The following is a 15,098-nucleotide window of genomic DNA, read 5'->3' as shown; positions in this document are numbered from 1 at the left end:
TAGCGATCGCATTTATCTTATAGGTATTTCACATACACTCGATCGCATCTGGCTGTTTCTACACCTGTAGCTGGTAGATAACCATTGTTTTCATATAACTTGACTGCTTCTACTAACACGCTAGCTGTTTCAATCCAAATTTGCTGAAAACCACGGAAGGCGATCGCTGTTTCTAGTTGTTGTAATAAATACTTCCCTAAACCCAAACCTCTCACGCTGGATAAAAGATACATTTTCCTGATTTCTACAGCCTTTTCCCCGCGTTTAACTGGGTAGTATGCCCCCGTACCAACTATTTGACTTTGGTGTTCAATTACCCAAAATTCACCCCCGGTAGCTAAGTAAAAATCCTCAACTTCCAAGACATCGCGATCAGCACCTTTGGGTTCCCAACCCAAACCGTATTCCGATAACACGTAACCGATGACTGCGGCGGCTTTAGTGCGATCGCTTTTTTGCCAGTTACGAATTAAAAAGTCTTTGTAGTAGCTGTTCATTACCTTTTTTGGGTCAGGTTTGTACAGAAAAGTCTTCTGGATTGATTCCCCAATTTACCCAGCGTATAGCCTCTCTTGCTGATTTTAGCTCAGGTAGCACTCTTGGCGCATGAATTCTGTCTGTACTATGACAAGTCATTGTTGAGCTTGTGCTGACCAATGCGATGGCGTTCCGATCAGGGTAGCTGGTCGCACTAATTTTTTGTGCTATTATTTCTCCATTAAGTTATGCGTTACATAACTCATAACTTATATTTCTACTTTTATGATCATCTTAATATGTCTTCGTCAGATGAATACCCTAAATACAAAGATAAAAAGACGGAGAAATTCGCTTTAGGAGAAAGGGTTAGAGAATTTCAATCTTTTGAAAGACAGGCGCAGAAACGACTTGATATCTTAGAAGCAGCCCCTAACAAAGAAGCTTTAATGCAATTACCAAGCAATCGTTTTGAATCATTGGGAGGAGATAGAACAGGTCAGTACAGCATCCGAATTAATGATCAATGGAGAATTTGTTTTAACTGGCCTGATGATTTTCTTCAACCCTTCAATATAGAAATTACAGATTATCACTAGAGGAGACTTAAATGGCGCGTCCACCTATCCATCCTGGAGAGATTCTGGCTGATGAACTTACAGAACTTGGGATGAGCGCGAGTGATTTGGCTCGTGTTCTCCATGTTCCTAAAAATAGAATCACCGAAATTATTAATGGAAAAAGGGGAATAACAGCTGATACAGCTTTGCGATTAGGACAATATTTCGGAACTGGTGGAGAATTATGGTTAAATCTTCAGAAGAACTATGAGCTGAAGCTAGCTCAACAAACACTAGGTAAAACAATTGAGGAAACAATTCTACCTCGTGTACAGAGTTGATGATGCCAAGCGATCGCTCAAGTATAGTTTAATTTAAACTACCCAGACGATTAAGTATTTTGCATCAACACTAATGAAAAAGGTTAAACTCAAATCATCGCAAAATTTAACCTCTTAATGGCAATCTATGGCGGCAAAGGATATTTTTCATGATGCAGTCAGACACGCTTTAGAGAAAGAAGGGTGGTTGATTACTAACGTTACAAAGTGCGACTAATTATATTTGAGCCGCAAGAGGAGGTAATTGTCAAATGGCAAAAGTAGAAGAGTATCGTCAACTAGTTCAAGAACTCTTACAGGCTTACAGCGAAATTAAAGCTAGTAATGAAGATGTGGAAGCTGAGTTAATTTTTGACCATCAAAGAGACCGCTATCAAGTGGTTCATGTCGGCTGGTCAAATAAACGGCGGATTTATGGTTGTATCTTACATCTAGATATTAAAAACGAAAAAATCTGGATTCAGCACGATGGAACTGAAGGAGGTATCGCCAATGAACTTACCAGTCGAGGTGTACCCAAACAAGATATTGTCCTAGCTTTTCATTCCCCCTTCAAGCGACAATTTACTGAGTTTGCTGTCAGCTAAACTCTAACTTCAATTGCTCATATTGCTAAATATTTCTATTAAATTACCATCAGGATCGCGGACGTGTGCGGTTCTGAGTCCCCATTCTGGGCGATTTAGGGGTTGGGTGACGATGATGGCATTATGTTCTTTGAGATGATAGTACAAATCATCTACATTATCTACGGAGAAAACAAGAGCGACTTTGTTGTGACATTCCACAGCCGAAGGTTGGTAAGCGCTGGGAACGGCTTCTGCCATTAATTCCTTTCTGAATAAAGCTAGTTTAATATAGTCTCCAGTGTGCAGTTCAGCGTAGCCACTATTTTCATCACCCCAATCGATGACAAATCCTAGCGCATCACGGTAAAACAAAAAACATTCGTGGTAGTTGGAGACGAGCAACCTGATATGTGTTAACTGTAGCTGCATATTTATGAGTGATTTTACTAACTATGAATTCTCGGTTCTGGGTGTAAATTTTCTAATAACTCACTTTCCACAATAGCTAATTCATTTAGTCTTTGACTAACAATTTCTCGATCAAAATATGTGTCAGCTAAAACCCAGTATGTACCAAAGTGTCGTGCCTCAGATGCCATTAAACCTTTGTAAAATTTAGCTAATTCTGGCTCAGGACAGTGTATTGCCAATAGTCCCAAGCGTTCGTGGCTTCTGGCTTCGATTAAACCTGTGACAAGTAAGGAATCTAGAAAACGTTCGGGTTCTTGAGGACGTACAGCCGCTTTTAACCCCGCACCGTAAGGCGGTGGTGGTAAAGGCGCGAGGGGTATGTGACGTTTTTCTAACCACTGATTTACGAGTTCAAAATGTTCTAATTCTTCACGAGCGATCGCTGTTAATTCCCTGACCATTTTAGTATTAGAAGGATAGCGAAACATAAAATTTAATGCTACACCCGCCGCTTTACGCTCACAGTGGGAGTGGTCAAGTAAGATGATATCTAAATTAGCGATCGCTTGTTCTACCCAAGCATCACTAGTTGGTTGCTTTAGTGCATTGATAGTTGGTAACACGGAAATAAGCACAAGGCAAGAGAACTATATTGTAACTGTGCTGATTATCGCAGAATGTTGCTAGAGAGTGCTGAGTGCTGAGTAGTGAGTGCTGAGTAGGAGAGTGAGGGAGTGAGGGAGTGAGAGAGTGCTGTTAGCGGTAGCGGGGCGTTTAGCCCGTGCTGAGTTGTGAGTATAGAACTAATGACCAATGACTAATGACTATTGACCATTGACCATTGACCAATGACTCTTAAATAAGTAAATCACCAGGACACAGAAAAGTACTTAGTTCACTTCACAGTTGTTGCTGTTAATCAGCCGCAATTGTCGTCAACTAGAAATAATTTCCAACGCTCTGGTGATTATTTAAGCGGAAATTTCCGCATTTAGGGTAAAAGTAAAGGGCTTAGAAAGCATATAATAATCATTCTGAAACTATTGTATCAGGACACACATTTTTACCTAGTGTTTGGACTTAGTGAGAAATAGCGATCGCTGTTTGATCCACACTTAACGATAATCAGGGTTTTCTGGTATCAGTCAACAGTCTCAAGTGCTAAAATTAGGACTAAAAATATTAATAATTGTAAAGATTATACTACCAATCAATAGGTAGGCGATCGCGGAAGAATCCTCCTGTTGCACCGCCATCAGCCAGAGTTGCTAACCAGACGATTGTCTCAACACCTTCCTCTGGAGTGCGTGGGGCATCTTGTCCACCCATGTCAGTTTTTACCCAACCAGGACATACAGAATTGACTAAGATATTTGTGCCGTGTAATTCACTAGCAAAAATGCGTGTTAGGGCATTTAATGCTGTTTTAGAAATGCGATATGTAGTCATTCCCGACCCCATATCAGTTAATTGTCCTGCACCAGAAGAAACATTGACAATGCGACCATAATTTTGTGCCTTCATTAGCGGAACTAATGCTTGAGTAACGCGCAAGACACCATAAACATTTGTATCAATAGTTTGTTGTAAAGTCTCTATTTTAGTGTGAAAAATACTGGTGCTACCTGCTTGAGCATCAATAAATATCGCAGCATTATTGATGAGAACATCAAGTTTACCAAACTGCTGACGGATAAACTCTGCTAAATTGCGACTACTTGACTCGCTTGTCACATCTAGGGAATAGGAAATCACATCTAAACCTTCAGCTTGTAATTTTTCAGCAGCACCTTTACCCGTGGCCTCATCTCGGCTGGTGAGAATAACTTTATATCCTTGTTTAGCCAACTGGCGTGAAGCCTCAAAACCCAAACCGCGATTTCCACCTGTGACAACTGCAATTTTCTTGGCTGTACTCATGCTACACCCCCATGATTTTTTCGATCACTGGATTATTTCTACAGTAAACCCGCTATTGTGAACAATCATGCTAAACACAACGATCGCCTACGTAAGCTAACACACATTCCACACCCACGCGATCGCTTTCGTGATGAGTTGGAAAAGCGATCGCATGATTTAGATGATAAATTTTCTAGTGCAGTCAGGATTTTTGCTACTATGTTAACTAAAAGGCTCATTTTACTATTTAGTTATGGAGCAAGTTACATTACCAGACATTCTCACCCTTGAAGAAGTTTCAGAATACTTACGCTTACCTAGGGAAATTGTTCTACGTCAAGCCTTACAAGGAAATCTTCCTGGTCGTAAGATTGAAAATGAATGGAGATTTTTAAAGGTAGCAATAGACAACTGGTTGTGTTCTCAGACTAGCAATTCTATCCTTCTTCAACAAGCAGGTGCTTTAGCTGATGATGATTCGTTGACAAAATTGAGAGCAACAATCTATCAGGGTAGGGGACGCTCCGAAGTCGATGAAAATTTTGAATAGATGATGTATTTGCTTGATACTGACACGCTAACCCATCTCTATGCAGGAAACCCGAATGTAGTTGAGCGAATAAAGGCTATAGGAGATCCAGAGGTAGGAATTACCATCATTACCAAAGCCGAAGTATTACGTGGACGCATTGATTATCTTCTCAAAGCTGAAACAGGTGAAAATTTATTGAAAGCTCAAGAGCTTCTATTTCGTACAGAAGAATTATTGCGACAGCTTTTGATTATCCCAATTAGTCAAGCTGCATCAGATGAATTTAAACGTTTGCGTGCAGTTTCTAAACTACGCAAAATTGGACAAGCTGATTTACTAATTGCGAGTATTACACTAGTAAATCGAGCCATATTAGTAACGCGGAATACCCGCCATTTTAAACAAATACCTGGGGTGAGAATTGTAAATTGGGTTGACTGATTATCGCTCTTTGAGTCAGTCAATCCGATGGGCTACGCCCGACCGGAGGTCATCGCCTACAGTAAGCCAACACAAATTCCACATCACCGCGATGGGCTACGCCTGACCGGAGGTCATCGCCTACGGTAAGCTATCTCTAACGCACATTCCCATAAGTACGATGGCGTAACCGCCCTTTCCGGTGGCGATCGCACTTCCCCGATAAAAGCGATCGCCTGTTGATAAATAGGACTTAGCAATACTTACGGCAAGTTAGCACTAACGTATACCAATTTACCATCAAATCAATTTAGAACAATCTAGTACAATAATTAACAATCAAGTAATGGATCAAACGATATTGAAATGATTGACCACGATCGCTTATTTAAAAAGAACTAATTTCCACATTTTTTCTCGAATTTTTAGAATTATTTTTCCCCCAAGTAACTGTATATATAGAATCAGACTCACTAACATTCTTAGATAAAGAAGTATTCACAGATATTACGGCAGGTGAACAATACGAAGCTGATTTAGTAGCCAAACTCCGATTTAGAGGACAAGAAACATTCTTTCTCGTACATATCGAAAATCAGTCATATTCACAAACTGAATTTGGACGGAGGATGTTTACTTATTTTGCTCGACTATTTGAAAAACATGGATTACCTGTCTATCCCATAGTCATCTTTTCCTATGACACTCCTCACAAGCCCCAAACAGATACTTATCGTGTCACATTTCCCGACAAAACGGTGCTGGAATTTAACTATGGAGTAGTGCAACTCAATCAATTGAACTGGCGTGACTTTTTAGAGCAAGAAAATCCTGTTGCCAGTGCGCTCATGTCTAAAATGAGGATAGCACCATCAGACCGTCCCAAAGTCAAGGCTGAATGTTTGCGCTTATTGGCGACCTTGCGGCTTAATCCAGCAAAAATGAAACTGATTTCTGGGTTTGTTGACACCTATCTGAGACTAAATGCCGTAGAAACAGAGATTTTTCAAACAGAGATTGCTAAATTTGAACCTGTCAAACAAGAGGTAGTTATGGAAATTGTGACCAGCTGGCAATTACAAGGAAGAGAAGAAGGAAAGCTTGAAGGAAGAGAAGAAGGAAAGCTTGAAGGAAGAGAAGAAGGACGACAAGAAGGACAACAAGAAATAGTTATGCGACAGCTTAACAGGAAAGTTGGTGCGGTTACATCTGAATTAGAAGAACGGATTCGGCGATTATCGCCGACTCAAGTAGAAGATTTAGCTGATGCTTTGTTAGATTTTACGAATGCAGGTGATTTAGTAGCTTGGTTAAATAGCCATAACTGAATATCAAGCAAAACATTGGCAAGCGATCGCCTGTCGTAATCTATCCCCAACTCATATTCCACACCCACGCGATCGCCCACAGTAACTTAACAAACATTCCACATACCAGAGATCGCCTACATAATCTATCTCTAACCCAGATCCCCATACATACGATCGCTTTTTCAATCAGTGAATGCGATGGGCTACGCCCGACCGGAGGTCATCGCCCACAGTAAACTAACACAAATTCCACATCACCTGCGATCACTGTTAATGTATCGGCTTGCAAAAATTAATCTATTCTTTCAACTCTGCTACTGCTGAAGTTTTCTAATAAATTCTAGTGCTTCTTGGTAAGACTGTGTTTTTCCTTGTTGTTGAAACAGTTCAGCAGCTTTCTGCAAATCAGCGATCGCTCCTTGCTTGTCTCCCAATTCATAGCGGGCTACACCCCGCTTGCCGTAGGCTTCGACTAAGTTGGGATTAATTTTGAGAGCTTGGTTGAAATCAGCGATCGCTCCTTGCTTGTCTCCCAATTCATAGCGGGCATTACCCCGATTGTAGTAGGCTAAGTCAAAGTTGGGATTAATCTTCAGTGCAGAGTTGAAATCAGCGATCGCCCCTTGCTTGTCTCCCAATTCATAGCGGGCATTACCCCGGTTGATGTAGGCTTTGGCTAAGTTGGGGTTAATTTTCAGGGCTTGGTTGTAATCAGCGATCGCTCCTTGCTTGTCTCCCAATTCATAGCGGGCATTACCCCGGTTGTAGTAGGCTAAGTCAAAGTTGGGATTAATTTTGAGAGCTTGGTTGAAATCAGCGATCGCCCCTTGCTTGTCTCCCAATTCATAGCGGACTGCACCTCGGTTGAGGTAGGCATTGGCATATTGAGGATTGAGGCTAATGGCTTTAGTGTAATCAGCGATCGCCCCTTTGTAGTCTCCCTTTTTATACTTATCTCCACCCTGAATGTAAAAGTCCCCAGCCTTGGGTGCTGTAGCTACTGGAGTGTTAGGAGCAGCAACTCCCGTATCTACTCCAATTTTTGATGACAGTCGCAAAAAGGTATTAATGGGAAGACCCAAATTAAAACCTGTTTTGGTTTGTTTGGTGTCTAAATCTGCTCTACCGTGAATGGCAATGAGTTCACCCTTTTCATTCAAGACTGCACCACCACTCATCCCTTCTGAAGTGTTATTGCTGTAAACCAAGGCATAACCATCACGTAATGGTTTTGAGGCATTAGCCGTAATTGTCCCATTACTAAAAGTGTAGACTGACTGATTAATAGCAAATGTGGGTGCAGGAAAACCGGCGACATAAGCAGCTGTGCCTTCGGTGCTATTATCAGAGTTGCCGATTTTGGCTACACTATAATTTTCACTGCTGGTAAACTGCACTACAGCTAAGTCTACTCCTGGCAGTTGTTTGACAGTGCTGTAATTGACTGCATAACTTTTACCATCAAGGGTAGTAATCTGATAATTATCTTTGACTTCCACTACATGAGCCGCCGTGAGAACAGTGTAAGTATTGCCGTCTTTTTTGATAATTACCCCAGAACCGTATCTAGGTTTTTTACTTTGAATCAGCACCGTAATTTGTTTAGCAATGTTATTAACTTCTGTTGGTGCTAGAGCCATAGCCACTTGAGTTTGCACCAGGGCTATAGTGACTCCAATGATTGCCGATGTTAGTTGATCATAAAATTTCATAATTAATATCAGATATGGTTTAAAAATGCGATCGCGTAACCGCTCGCCGTAGGCGATCGTCTGTTAATAAATAGGACTTAGCAATACTTATAGCAAGTTAGCACTAACGTATATCAATTTAGAACAATCCAGTATAATAATTAACAATCAAGTAATGGATCAAACGATATTGAAATGATTGACCACGATCGCTTATTTAAAGAACTAATTTCCACATTTTTTCTCGAATTTTTAGAATTATTTTTCCCCCAAGTAACTGTATATATAGAATCAGACTCACTAACATTCTTAGATAAAGAAGTATTCACAGATATTACGGCAGGTGAACAATACGAAGCTGATTTAGTAGCCAAACTCCGATTTAGAGGACAAGAAACATTCTTTCTCGTACATATCGAAAATCAGTCATATCCACAAACTGAATTTGGACGGAGGATGTTTACTTATTTTGCTCGACTATTTGAAAAACATGGATTACCTGTCTATCCCATAGTCATCTTTTCCTATGACACTCCTCACAAGCCCCAAACAGATACTTATCGTGTCACATTTCCTGACAAAACGGTGCTGGAATTTAACTATGGGGTGGTGCAACTCAATCAATTGAACTGGCGTGACTTTTTAGAGCAAGAAAATCCTGTTGCTAGTGCGCTCATGTCTAAAATGAGGATAGCACCATCAGACCGTCCCAAAGTCAAGGCTGAATGTTTACGATTATTGGCGACTTTACGGCTCAATCCAGCAAAAATGAAACTGATTTCTGGGTTTGTTGATACCTATCTGAGACTAAATGCAGCAGAAACAGAGATTTTTCAAACAGAGATTGCTAAATTTGAACCTGTTAAACAAGAGGTAGTTATGGAAATTGTGACAAGCTGGCAATTACAAGGAAGAGAAGAAGGAAGAGAAGAAGGAAGAGTCGAAGGAAGAGAAGAAGGAAGAGAAGAAGGAAGAGAAGAAGGAAGACTACAAATAGTTATGCGACTGCTTAACAGGAAACTTGGTGCGGTTAGTCCTGAGTTAGGAGAAAGGATTGGGAAATTATCGCCGACTCAGGTGGAAGATTTAGCTGATGCTTTGTTAGATTTTACGAATGCAGGTGATTTAGTAGCTTGGTTGAATAGTCATGAAGAATCAGCATAAATATAACTGAATATCAAGCAAAATATTGAAAAGCGATGGGCTACGCCCGACCGGAGGTCATCGCCTCCGGTAATCTATCTCTAACGCACTTCCCCGATAAAAGCGATCGCTTTTGTGATGATGCACCCACTTACTTATTTTGAGATGGCGCAAAATATAGAAAAGCCTCAAAATCTATATTTACAGGATCGTTATCTGTATTACCACTACTTTGATTAGTGGCGATTCCAGAAGCCAGAGCTTGGCGATCAAATAATTGGCGTGCAGTAGCGTCGGGATTGCTACCACGTTTGAGGGTGAATAATAAATTCTTATTTGTGCAAGTAGCGTTTTTTTCCGCAGTGGCGCACACAACAGGTAGTCTGTTGAGAATACCTGTTTTGATAAATCTCAGAGTCCCGTTATCATAATTTCTCTGAAATCTGTAAGATACCTGCTGACATCGTTTCTCCGGTGATAAACCCGAAAAATAACTAGAAACCCAATAAACTAGCGGTATTTTCCGGTTATCTTGGGTGAAAACAAAGGTTGTGGGTACAGATGCTCCCTGATATTGGCTCTTATCGCAAACAAAGGTAGGACTTCCCCCGTAGCTTGGTTGATTGAGCATAGTTGCTGTAACAAAGGTAGTTAGCACCCCCACACCAAAAACTCTCGTACCCCATGTTAAGACTTGACTAGATGTCTCCAGGTTCATAAATACAACTTAATTAAGACAAAGTAAATACGCCAAGCTACAAACGCAAACCGATATATTTCGGATTATCTTTTTCATATATGTTCTGAAATTACCATATTTATCTAGATTTTCAGCAAAACTAGGGGGTTGAAGTCTGCTAATTCTGTTAAATTTATCACTATCATGATTGATAAGTGTAACAGTATGTGTAGGGTGAGTTTAGACAAAGCAATCACACCGAACAATTAAACATAGCGGCGATGACTCACCATATTTTAAAAGCTACCAAGTCAACTGTACATTTAGGAGGTTTTTCTCATCTCCTAGAACCATCACTGACTGTAGATTCAGGTGACACAATTGATGTAGAAACATACACTGGTTACTACATTTACGACAAAGCACCAAGAGAGTTTCTCACCCCAGAATTTCTGGATATCTGCCAAAATCTACCTCCAGAAAGAAAAATTGCGGCTGGGCCACATTTACTAACCGGGCCAATTTATGTAAGGGACGCAGAACCAGGGGATGTTGTAGAGGTAAGATTAGAAGCGATCGCTCCTAGTTTACCCATAGGATTTAATGCTATTCGCTCAGGTTGGGGAGCTTTACCTCATCAATTTACTCAACCCGCTTTGCGATTTATCACTCTCGATTTAGTCAACCAACTGACTGAATTTCCTGTGAATAGCGGCATTAAAATTCCTCTCAAGCCTTTTTTTGGTATTCTGGGAGTTGCCACCCCAGAAAATGCTCGTTCATCCGTTCCCCCTGGCAATTATGGTGGTAACATTGATAACCGTGAACTCCAAGCAGGCTCTAGAATATTTTTGCCTGTTTTTGTCCCAGGTGCATTATTTTCTATTGGTGATGGACATTCAGCTCAAGGAGATGGAGAAGTGAATGTTACAGCCATTGAAACTTCTATGAATGGTCGGATTCAGTTAAAACTCCGCAAAGATTTGCATTTTGTCACACCCATTGCCGACACAGCAACTGATATTATCACAATGGGTTTTGCCCCAACTTTAGATGCGGCTTTAGAACTGGCACTCCAAAACATGATTGATTTTTTAACAAAGTTTGCAAATTTGTCCCCAGAAGATGCTTATGTTTTGTGCAGTTTAGCTGTCAATTTTCACATCACGCAAGTTGTCAATAGCCCCCATAAAGGAATTCATGGTTTGCTATCTAAAGCAATTTTGTCATCTAAAATAAGTTTATAGTTAAAGAAAAACTCACAATTTTGTATGTCTAATTTACTCTGGCAACTGTTGTTAATTGGTTTGGTAGCTGGTGTCGCAGGCGGAATGTTTGGTATTGGTGGTGGGGCTATCATGGTTCCAGCAATGGTACTATTAATAGGTCTTGATCAAAAATTTGCCACTGGTACTTCTATCGCTGCGCAAATTTTACCCATTGGACTGTTAGGAGCAGCAGTTTACTATCGCAGTGGCAATATTAATTTTAAATATGCTGTGATTATTGCTGTAGGTTTATTAATTGGTAACTTATTTGGAGCTATGTTTGCTACTCAACCATTTATTACCAGTGAAACCATGAAAAAGCTTTATGGCATATTTTTATTATTAATTGGTTTTAGATATTTGTTAGTACGTTAACAGAACTTACGTATAAAGTATAGTATTGGGAAATACCTGCGCCATTTTTTGTAGGTCGGGTTGAGTGCAGGGAAGCCCAGTACTACGAATTAAGACTTTTTCGATTTGGCGAAGGTATTGAAGAATCTGGTTCCAAATTATATCTTTTTGTTTACCAACTTGTCCAATTTTACCATAACGCGATAACATTGCAGAGAATATTTAAGTTAGTCTGCCTAATCCCACGTTTATCCTGACACCATAGCGTGTATAAGGGTAAACCAGGAACGGAGGAACCAAGTTAGGGGCGTATCTCCCATCAAAGCTCAAGTGTAAAAGATAATTTTTTCACTCTAGGCTTTAAAGCAATTAAGAGAAGGACATCTCTCAGTCCTAGCCCGTCAGCTAACTTCGTAGGCATTGAGAGGAGATTGAACGATCAGCATTTTTACAACTAATGCTTGTCGTCAGTATCCTTGGCTGGTATGTTTGCTCATCGTTTTACCCGCGATACTGGAAACAAAGACTTTACAGTCTGCCAAAAAATATACCTATATGTGTCATAGGTATTAAAGTTTTTGCGTAGCTTAAACGTGCTTACTTGTCAAAACAATTCTGAACAGATTAGGAGGAAAAATGTCTATTCAAAATCGTAATTCTTTTAGTGATGTTAACTTTTTACCAGAGCATAAGTTTAAGTTAATTGGCGAGTATGCAGGTAAAAAACTGTTATTAATTGGTAAAACTAATGGTTATGGTGATCCGATTGTAGCTGCTAGTCACAGTCATGAACCTAACCAAGAAGATTTATATGCCTATGATCTTTATGAGTTGATGAAGTGTAGTCACGAATTAGTGAATATTACCGAAGAAATTTAGGAAATCAAATCATCCAGTAATTTAGCAATATCCTAAATATAGAACTCATATTTGATTTCTAAAAATTAGGTACTGGCGTGTCTAGACTAAAATGTTGCAATGTAAAAGATGGAAAATCAGGGTAATGTCCAACTTAAACATCTTTATCCGATTTTTAAACCCCAAGAAACAGATAGTTCTAATGCAAAACTTTAGCCTTGCCACGCCACTACAAATACTTAATTTTATTCAAAAATCAAATAGGAGTCCTATACAACTTTAATTTATGCAAACAAATATTATAAATTCAGTACGCACACAGTTTTATAATTGGCATAAGTATCGCTGTGCCTATCAAGTTTATCAACCTAAAAACTCTACTCCTGAACCAATCCCTTTACTACTCATTCATCCCATTGGTGTAGGCTTATCAGGAAAATTTTGGCAACGCTTTTGTCATGAATGGTTAAAAGCAGAAGATCAGCGTCTGATTTATGTCCCTGATCTGTTGGGGTGTGGTGCAAGTGATCAACCTCATGTGGCTTATACACCTAAAGATTGGGCAGAACAATTACATTACTTTTTACAAAATGTAGTCAAAAAGCCAGTGATTGTTATAGTCCAAGGCGCTTTGTTCCCGGTAGCGATTGAATTAGTTCAACTGGAATTAAACTTAATTGCTGGGTTGATACTTTCAGGACCACCAACTTGGCCAGTAATCACAAAACCATCATCCAAAAGTCAACAAAAAATCGCTTGGAATATCTTTAATTCTCCTGTTGGTAATGCCTTTTATCGCTATGCACGGACACCAAAATTCCTGCGTTCTTTTTCTACACAGCGCTTGTTTGCTCAAGCAGATACTGTTGATGCAGAATGGCTAGATACTTTAGTTGCAGGTGCGGCAAATATCTCTAGTCGCCACGCTGTATTTTCATTTTTAGCGGGATTTTGGCGACAGGATTATACAAATTTAATCGCAGCTATTAAACAACCCACATTGGTAGTCATGGGTGAATCAGCATCAAGTATCAGTAAAGAAGGTAAAACAGAAACACCTGACGACACTTTAGCTGATTATCTGGCTTGTTTACCACAAGGTCATGGGGTGAAGATACCGGGACGCAATGTTTTACCTTATGAGTCTACCGGGGAATTTGTGCGAGCGATCGCTCCTTTTGTTGCTAAGTTTTGATTACCTTGACTGAATCACTGACTATTGTTGCGGTTTTTTACCTAAATATGACCAGATAACTGTAAATTTTTCTTAAAGTAACCGTAAAATTACACAAGAATTTCTGGTGCGGCAAATTGAGATATTGCTCTAAAAATAACGATACAACCTTGATTGGATATGGGTTTGAGCTATTACGTAAGTAAAATTACAATATATTTTTTTTGTAAATGTATCGTTGTGATACTAGCGCCATAAGTAAATTAACGGTAATCTCCAAAATATGCATTTGAGGTAAACACAGAGTAAAGCTTTACTGATGGCTATAAATGGCTTTACTTAAGGTTTGTGTGCGTGTCTGCCACAAAAATCTTAGGTAAAAGACTTTGTACAAAGCTTCAGAAGCAAGTTATCTGTCAGGCTCAAATTTGGCTCCTGAATGGACAGTTAAGCACAACAAATCAAGATTATTTTATGAAAACATCTCGTATTTTCCAGGCGACACTCACAGCAGCAACTTGCACTTTATCGGCTCTAGCCATATCCACTAGTGCGAATGCTGCTACTCTTACTCCCGTCGATTTAGAACTATCTTTGCTAGTTGATGTATCTGGCAGTATAGATACGACTGAGTTCAACTTGCAAAAACAAGGCTATGTAGATGCTTTCAACAGTGCCGAGCTGTTCGACGATTTTATCTCCAAAGGAAAACTAGGTAAGATTGCTGTTAACCTCATCTATTGGTCTAGTGGAAATCAACAACAGCAATCTATCGGTTGGACTCTAATTGATAGCCTAGCAGCTTCACAAAGCTTTGCTACTGCTATTGCGGCAACTACACGTCCTTTCGATGATAATACTGCGCCTGGTTCTGCCATCAACTTTGCCACACCCCTGTTCTTCAACAACGACTTTGATGGCACACGTCAAGTTATTGACGTATCTGGTGATGGTGTTCAAAATAGCGGTTCTAGCACAGCCGCAGCTCGTGATGCTGCATTAGCAGCCGGTGTTGATGCCATTAATGGTTTAGTTATTGGTGGGTCTGGAGTCTTCAATTTTTATACAAACAATGTTAAAGGTGGTACTGGCTCTTTTGTCCAGACAGCGTCTAGTTTTGCAGATTTTGGTGCAACAGTTGAGAGTAAAATTCAACGAGAAATCGTTGGTGAGCCTCAACCAACTCCTGAACCCGCTTCTCTCATTGGCTTATTGGGTCTAGGTGCTTTCGGTCTAACCGCTAAACTCAAACGTCGTAGCCAGTCGCTTGGTTGCTAATTGCCAGAACTCACCATTATTTTTGTAGATGATGCCCAGGGGAGCGATCGCTAGAGGCGATCGCTTGCCATTTTATTCTTGCAAGATACATTCAACAACGACTCAGCTACTTTTTAAGGAATTACTAACGG

21 protein-coding genes, 1 pseudogene and 1 riboswitch are annotated in these 15,098 nt (G+C 40.0%); of the genes and pseudogenes, 14 read left to right on the top strand and 8 right to left on the bottom strand.

The window, feature by feature from the left end; all coding sequences use genetic code 11:
* Positions 1-17 precede the first annotated feature (17 nt).
* A complete protein-coding gene (locus FD725_RS01205) occupies positions 18-497 on the bottom strand; it encodes a GNAT family N-acetyltransferase (RefSeq protein WP_179046445.1) in 480 nt (159 codons plus the stop codon).
* Between the two features lie 279 nt (positions 498-776).
* Here FD725_RS01205 and FD725_RS01200 point away from each other — a divergent pair, with 279 nt between their 5' ends.
* From FD725_RS01200 to FD725_RS01185, 4 genes are all read left to right on the top strand, one after another.
* Complete coding sequence (locus FD725_RS01200; protein WP_179046444.1) at positions 777-1,076, top strand: type II toxin-antitoxin system RelE/ParE family toxin; 300 nt, start codon at positions 777-779, stop codon at positions 1,074-1,076.
* A gap of 11 nt (positions 1,077-1,087) precedes the next feature.
* Positions 1,088-1,378, top strand: a complete 291-nt coding sequence (locus tag FD725_RS01195; protein WP_179046443.1) for a HigA family addiction module antitoxin — start codon at positions 1,088-1,090, stop codon at positions 1,376-1,378.
* Between the two features lie 127 nt (positions 1,379-1,505).
* Positions 1,506-1,595: a XisH family protein gene (locus tag FD725_RS33045; protein WP_218653148.1), complete on the top strand. Its 90-nt coding sequence runs from the start codon at positions 1,506-1,508 to the stop codon at positions 1,593-1,595.
* 34 nt (positions 1,596-1,629) lie between these two features.
* Complete coding sequence (locus FD725_RS01185; RefSeq protein WP_179046442.1) at positions 1,630-1,965, top strand: XisI protein; 336 nt, start codon at positions 1,630-1,632, stop codon at positions 1,963-1,965.
* Between the two features lie 9 nt (positions 1,966-1,974).
* Here the strand turns inward: FD725_RS01185 and FD725_RS01180 are convergent, their stop codons facing one another.
* From FD725_RS01180 to FD725_RS01170, 3 genes are all read right to left on the bottom strand, one after another.
* On the bottom strand, positions 1,975-2,376 hold the full coding sequence (locus tag FD725_RS01180) for a VOC family protein (protein WP_179046441.1): 402 nt from the start codon (positions 2,374-2,376) through the stop codon (positions 1,975-1,977).
* A 17-nt stretch (positions 2,377-2,393) separates the two neighbouring features.
* Positions 2,394-2,993, bottom strand: a complete 600-nt coding sequence (locus tag FD725_RS01175) for a tRNA-(ms[2]io[6]A)-hydroxylase (protein WP_179046440.1) — start codon at positions 2,991-2,993, stop codon at positions 2,394-2,396.
* A gap of 568 nt (positions 2,994-3,561) precedes the next feature.
* The gene (locus FD725_RS01170) at positions 3,562-4,278 is read right to left on the bottom strand and encodes an SDR family oxidoreductase (protein WP_179046439.1); all 717 of its coding nucleotides are present in this window, start codon (positions 4,276-4,278) and stop codon (positions 3,562-3,564) included.
* A 57-nt stretch (positions 4,279-4,335) separates the two neighbouring features.
* On the opposite strand from FD725_RS01170, the gene FD725_RS01165 reads away from it, so the two are divergent.
* From FD725_RS01165 to FD725_RS01155, 3 genes are read left to right on the top strand one after another with little or no spacing between them, the layout of a single operon-like run.
* Complete coding sequence (locus FD725_RS01165) at positions 4,336-4,551, top strand: hypothetical protein (protein ID WP_179046438.1); 216 nt, start codon at positions 4,336-4,338, stop codon at positions 4,549-4,551.
* Positions 4,514-4,810, top strand: coding sequence for a helix-turn-helix domain-containing protein (locus FD725_RS01160; RefSeq protein WP_179046437.1), 297 nt, complete (start codon positions 4,514-4,516; stop codon positions 4,808-4,810). Before FD725_RS01165 ends, FD725_RS01160 begins: the two co-directional genes overlap by 38 nt.
* Positions 4,811-5,233, top strand: coding sequence for a PIN domain-containing protein (locus tag FD725_RS01155; protein WP_256871824.1), 423 nt, complete (start codon positions 4,811-4,813; stop codon positions 5,231-5,233).
* A gap of 113 nt (positions 5,234-5,346) precedes the next feature.
* Here the strand turns inward: FD725_RS01155 and FD725_RS32245 are convergent, their stop codons facing one another.
* The gene (locus FD725_RS32245; protein ID WP_256871823.1) at positions 5,347-5,472 is read right to left on the bottom strand and encodes a hypothetical protein; all 126 of its coding nucleotides are present in this window, start codon (positions 5,470-5,472) and stop codon (positions 5,347-5,349) included.
* Between the two features lie 106 nt (positions 5,473-5,578).
* On the opposite strand from FD725_RS32245, the pseudogene FD725_RS01150 reads away from it, so the two are divergent.
* Positions 5,579-6,540: pseudogene (locus tag FD725_RS01150) on the top strand (Rpn family recombination-promoting nuclease/putative transposase).
* A gap of 296 nt (positions 6,541-6,836) precedes the next feature.
* Here the strand turns inward: FD725_RS01150 and FD725_RS01145 are convergent.
* On the bottom strand, positions 6,837-8,234 hold the full coding sequence (locus FD725_RS01145; protein WP_179046436.1) for a tetratricopeptide repeat-containing serine protease family protein: 1,398 nt from the start codon (positions 8,232-8,234) through the stop codon (positions 6,837-6,839).
* Positions 8,235-8,408: 174 nt separating this feature from the next.
* Here FD725_RS01145 and FD725_RS01140 point away from each other — a divergent pair, with 174 nt between their 5' ends.
* A complete protein-coding gene (locus FD725_RS01140) occupies positions 8,409-9,377 on the top strand; it encodes a DUF4351 domain-containing protein (RefSeq protein ID WP_179046435.1) in 969 nt (322 codons plus the stop codon).
* A gap of 130 nt (positions 9,378-9,507) precedes the next feature.
* Here FD725_RS01140 and FD725_RS01135 read toward each other — a convergent pair whose 3' ends face one another.
* The gene (locus FD725_RS01135; protein ID WP_179046434.1) at positions 9,508-10,074 is read right to left on the bottom strand and encodes a COP23 domain-containing protein; all 567 of its coding nucleotides are present in this window, start codon (positions 10,072-10,074) and stop codon (positions 9,508-9,510) included.
* A 242-nt stretch (positions 10,075-10,316) separates the two neighbouring features.
* Here FD725_RS01135 and FD725_RS01130 point away from each other — a divergent pair, with 242 nt between their 5' ends.
* Both FD725_RS01130 and FD725_RS01125 read left to right on the top strand, forming a co-directional pair.
* Positions 10,317-11,282, top strand: coding sequence for an acetamidase/formamidase family protein (locus FD725_RS01130; protein ID WP_179046433.1), 966 nt, complete (start codon positions 10,317-10,319; stop codon positions 11,280-11,282).
* 24 nt (positions 11,283-11,306) lie between these two features.
* Complete coding sequence (locus tag FD725_RS01125; RefSeq protein ID WP_179046432.1) at positions 11,307-11,678, top strand: sulfite exporter TauE/SafE family protein; 372 nt, start codon at positions 11,307-11,309, stop codon at positions 11,676-11,678.
* 6 nt (positions 11,679-11,684) lie between these two features.
* Here the strand turns inward: FD725_RS01125 and FD725_RS01120 are convergent, their stop codons facing one another.
* On the bottom strand, positions 11,685-11,867 hold the full coding sequence (locus FD725_RS01120; RefSeq protein ID WP_179046431.1) for a hypothetical protein: 183 nt from the start codon (positions 11,865-11,867) through the stop codon (positions 11,685-11,687).
* A 13-nt stretch (positions 11,868-11,880) separates the two neighbouring features.
* A riboswitch (cyclic di-AMP (ydaO/yuaA leader) is annotated at positions 11,881-12,092 on the top strand.
* A 201-nt stretch (positions 12,093-12,293) separates the two neighbouring features.
* Between FD725_RS01120 and FD725_RS01115 the strand changes: the two genes are divergently transcribed.
* From FD725_RS01115 to FD725_RS01105, 3 genes are all read left to right on the top strand, one after another.
* Entirely contained in the window at positions 12,294-12,536 is a 243-nt protein-coding gene (locus FD725_RS01115) for a hypothetical protein (RefSeq protein WP_179046430.1), read from the top strand.
* 265 nt (positions 12,537-12,801) lie between these two features.
* On the top strand, positions 12,802-13,710 hold the full coding sequence (locus FD725_RS01110) for an alpha/beta fold hydrolase (RefSeq protein ID WP_179046429.1): 909 nt from the start codon (positions 12,802-12,804) through the stop codon (positions 13,708-13,710).
* 453 nt (positions 13,711-14,163) lie between these two features.
* Entirely contained in the window at positions 14,164-14,967 is an 804-nt protein-coding gene (locus FD725_RS01105) for a DUF1194 domain-containing protein (protein ID WP_179046428.1), read from the top strand.
* Positions 14,968-15,098 lie beyond the last annotated feature (131 nt).

Origin of the sequence: Nostoc sp. TCL26-01, assembly GCF_013393945.1 — a bacterium.
In the GTDB taxonomy this organism is placed as follows: Bacteria; Cyanobacteriota; Cyanobacteriia; order Cyanobacteriales; family Nostocaceae; genus Trichormus.
The sequence above is the reverse complement of the archived record's forward strand: the minus strand, read 5'-3'. Positions and strand labels throughout refer to the sequence as shown.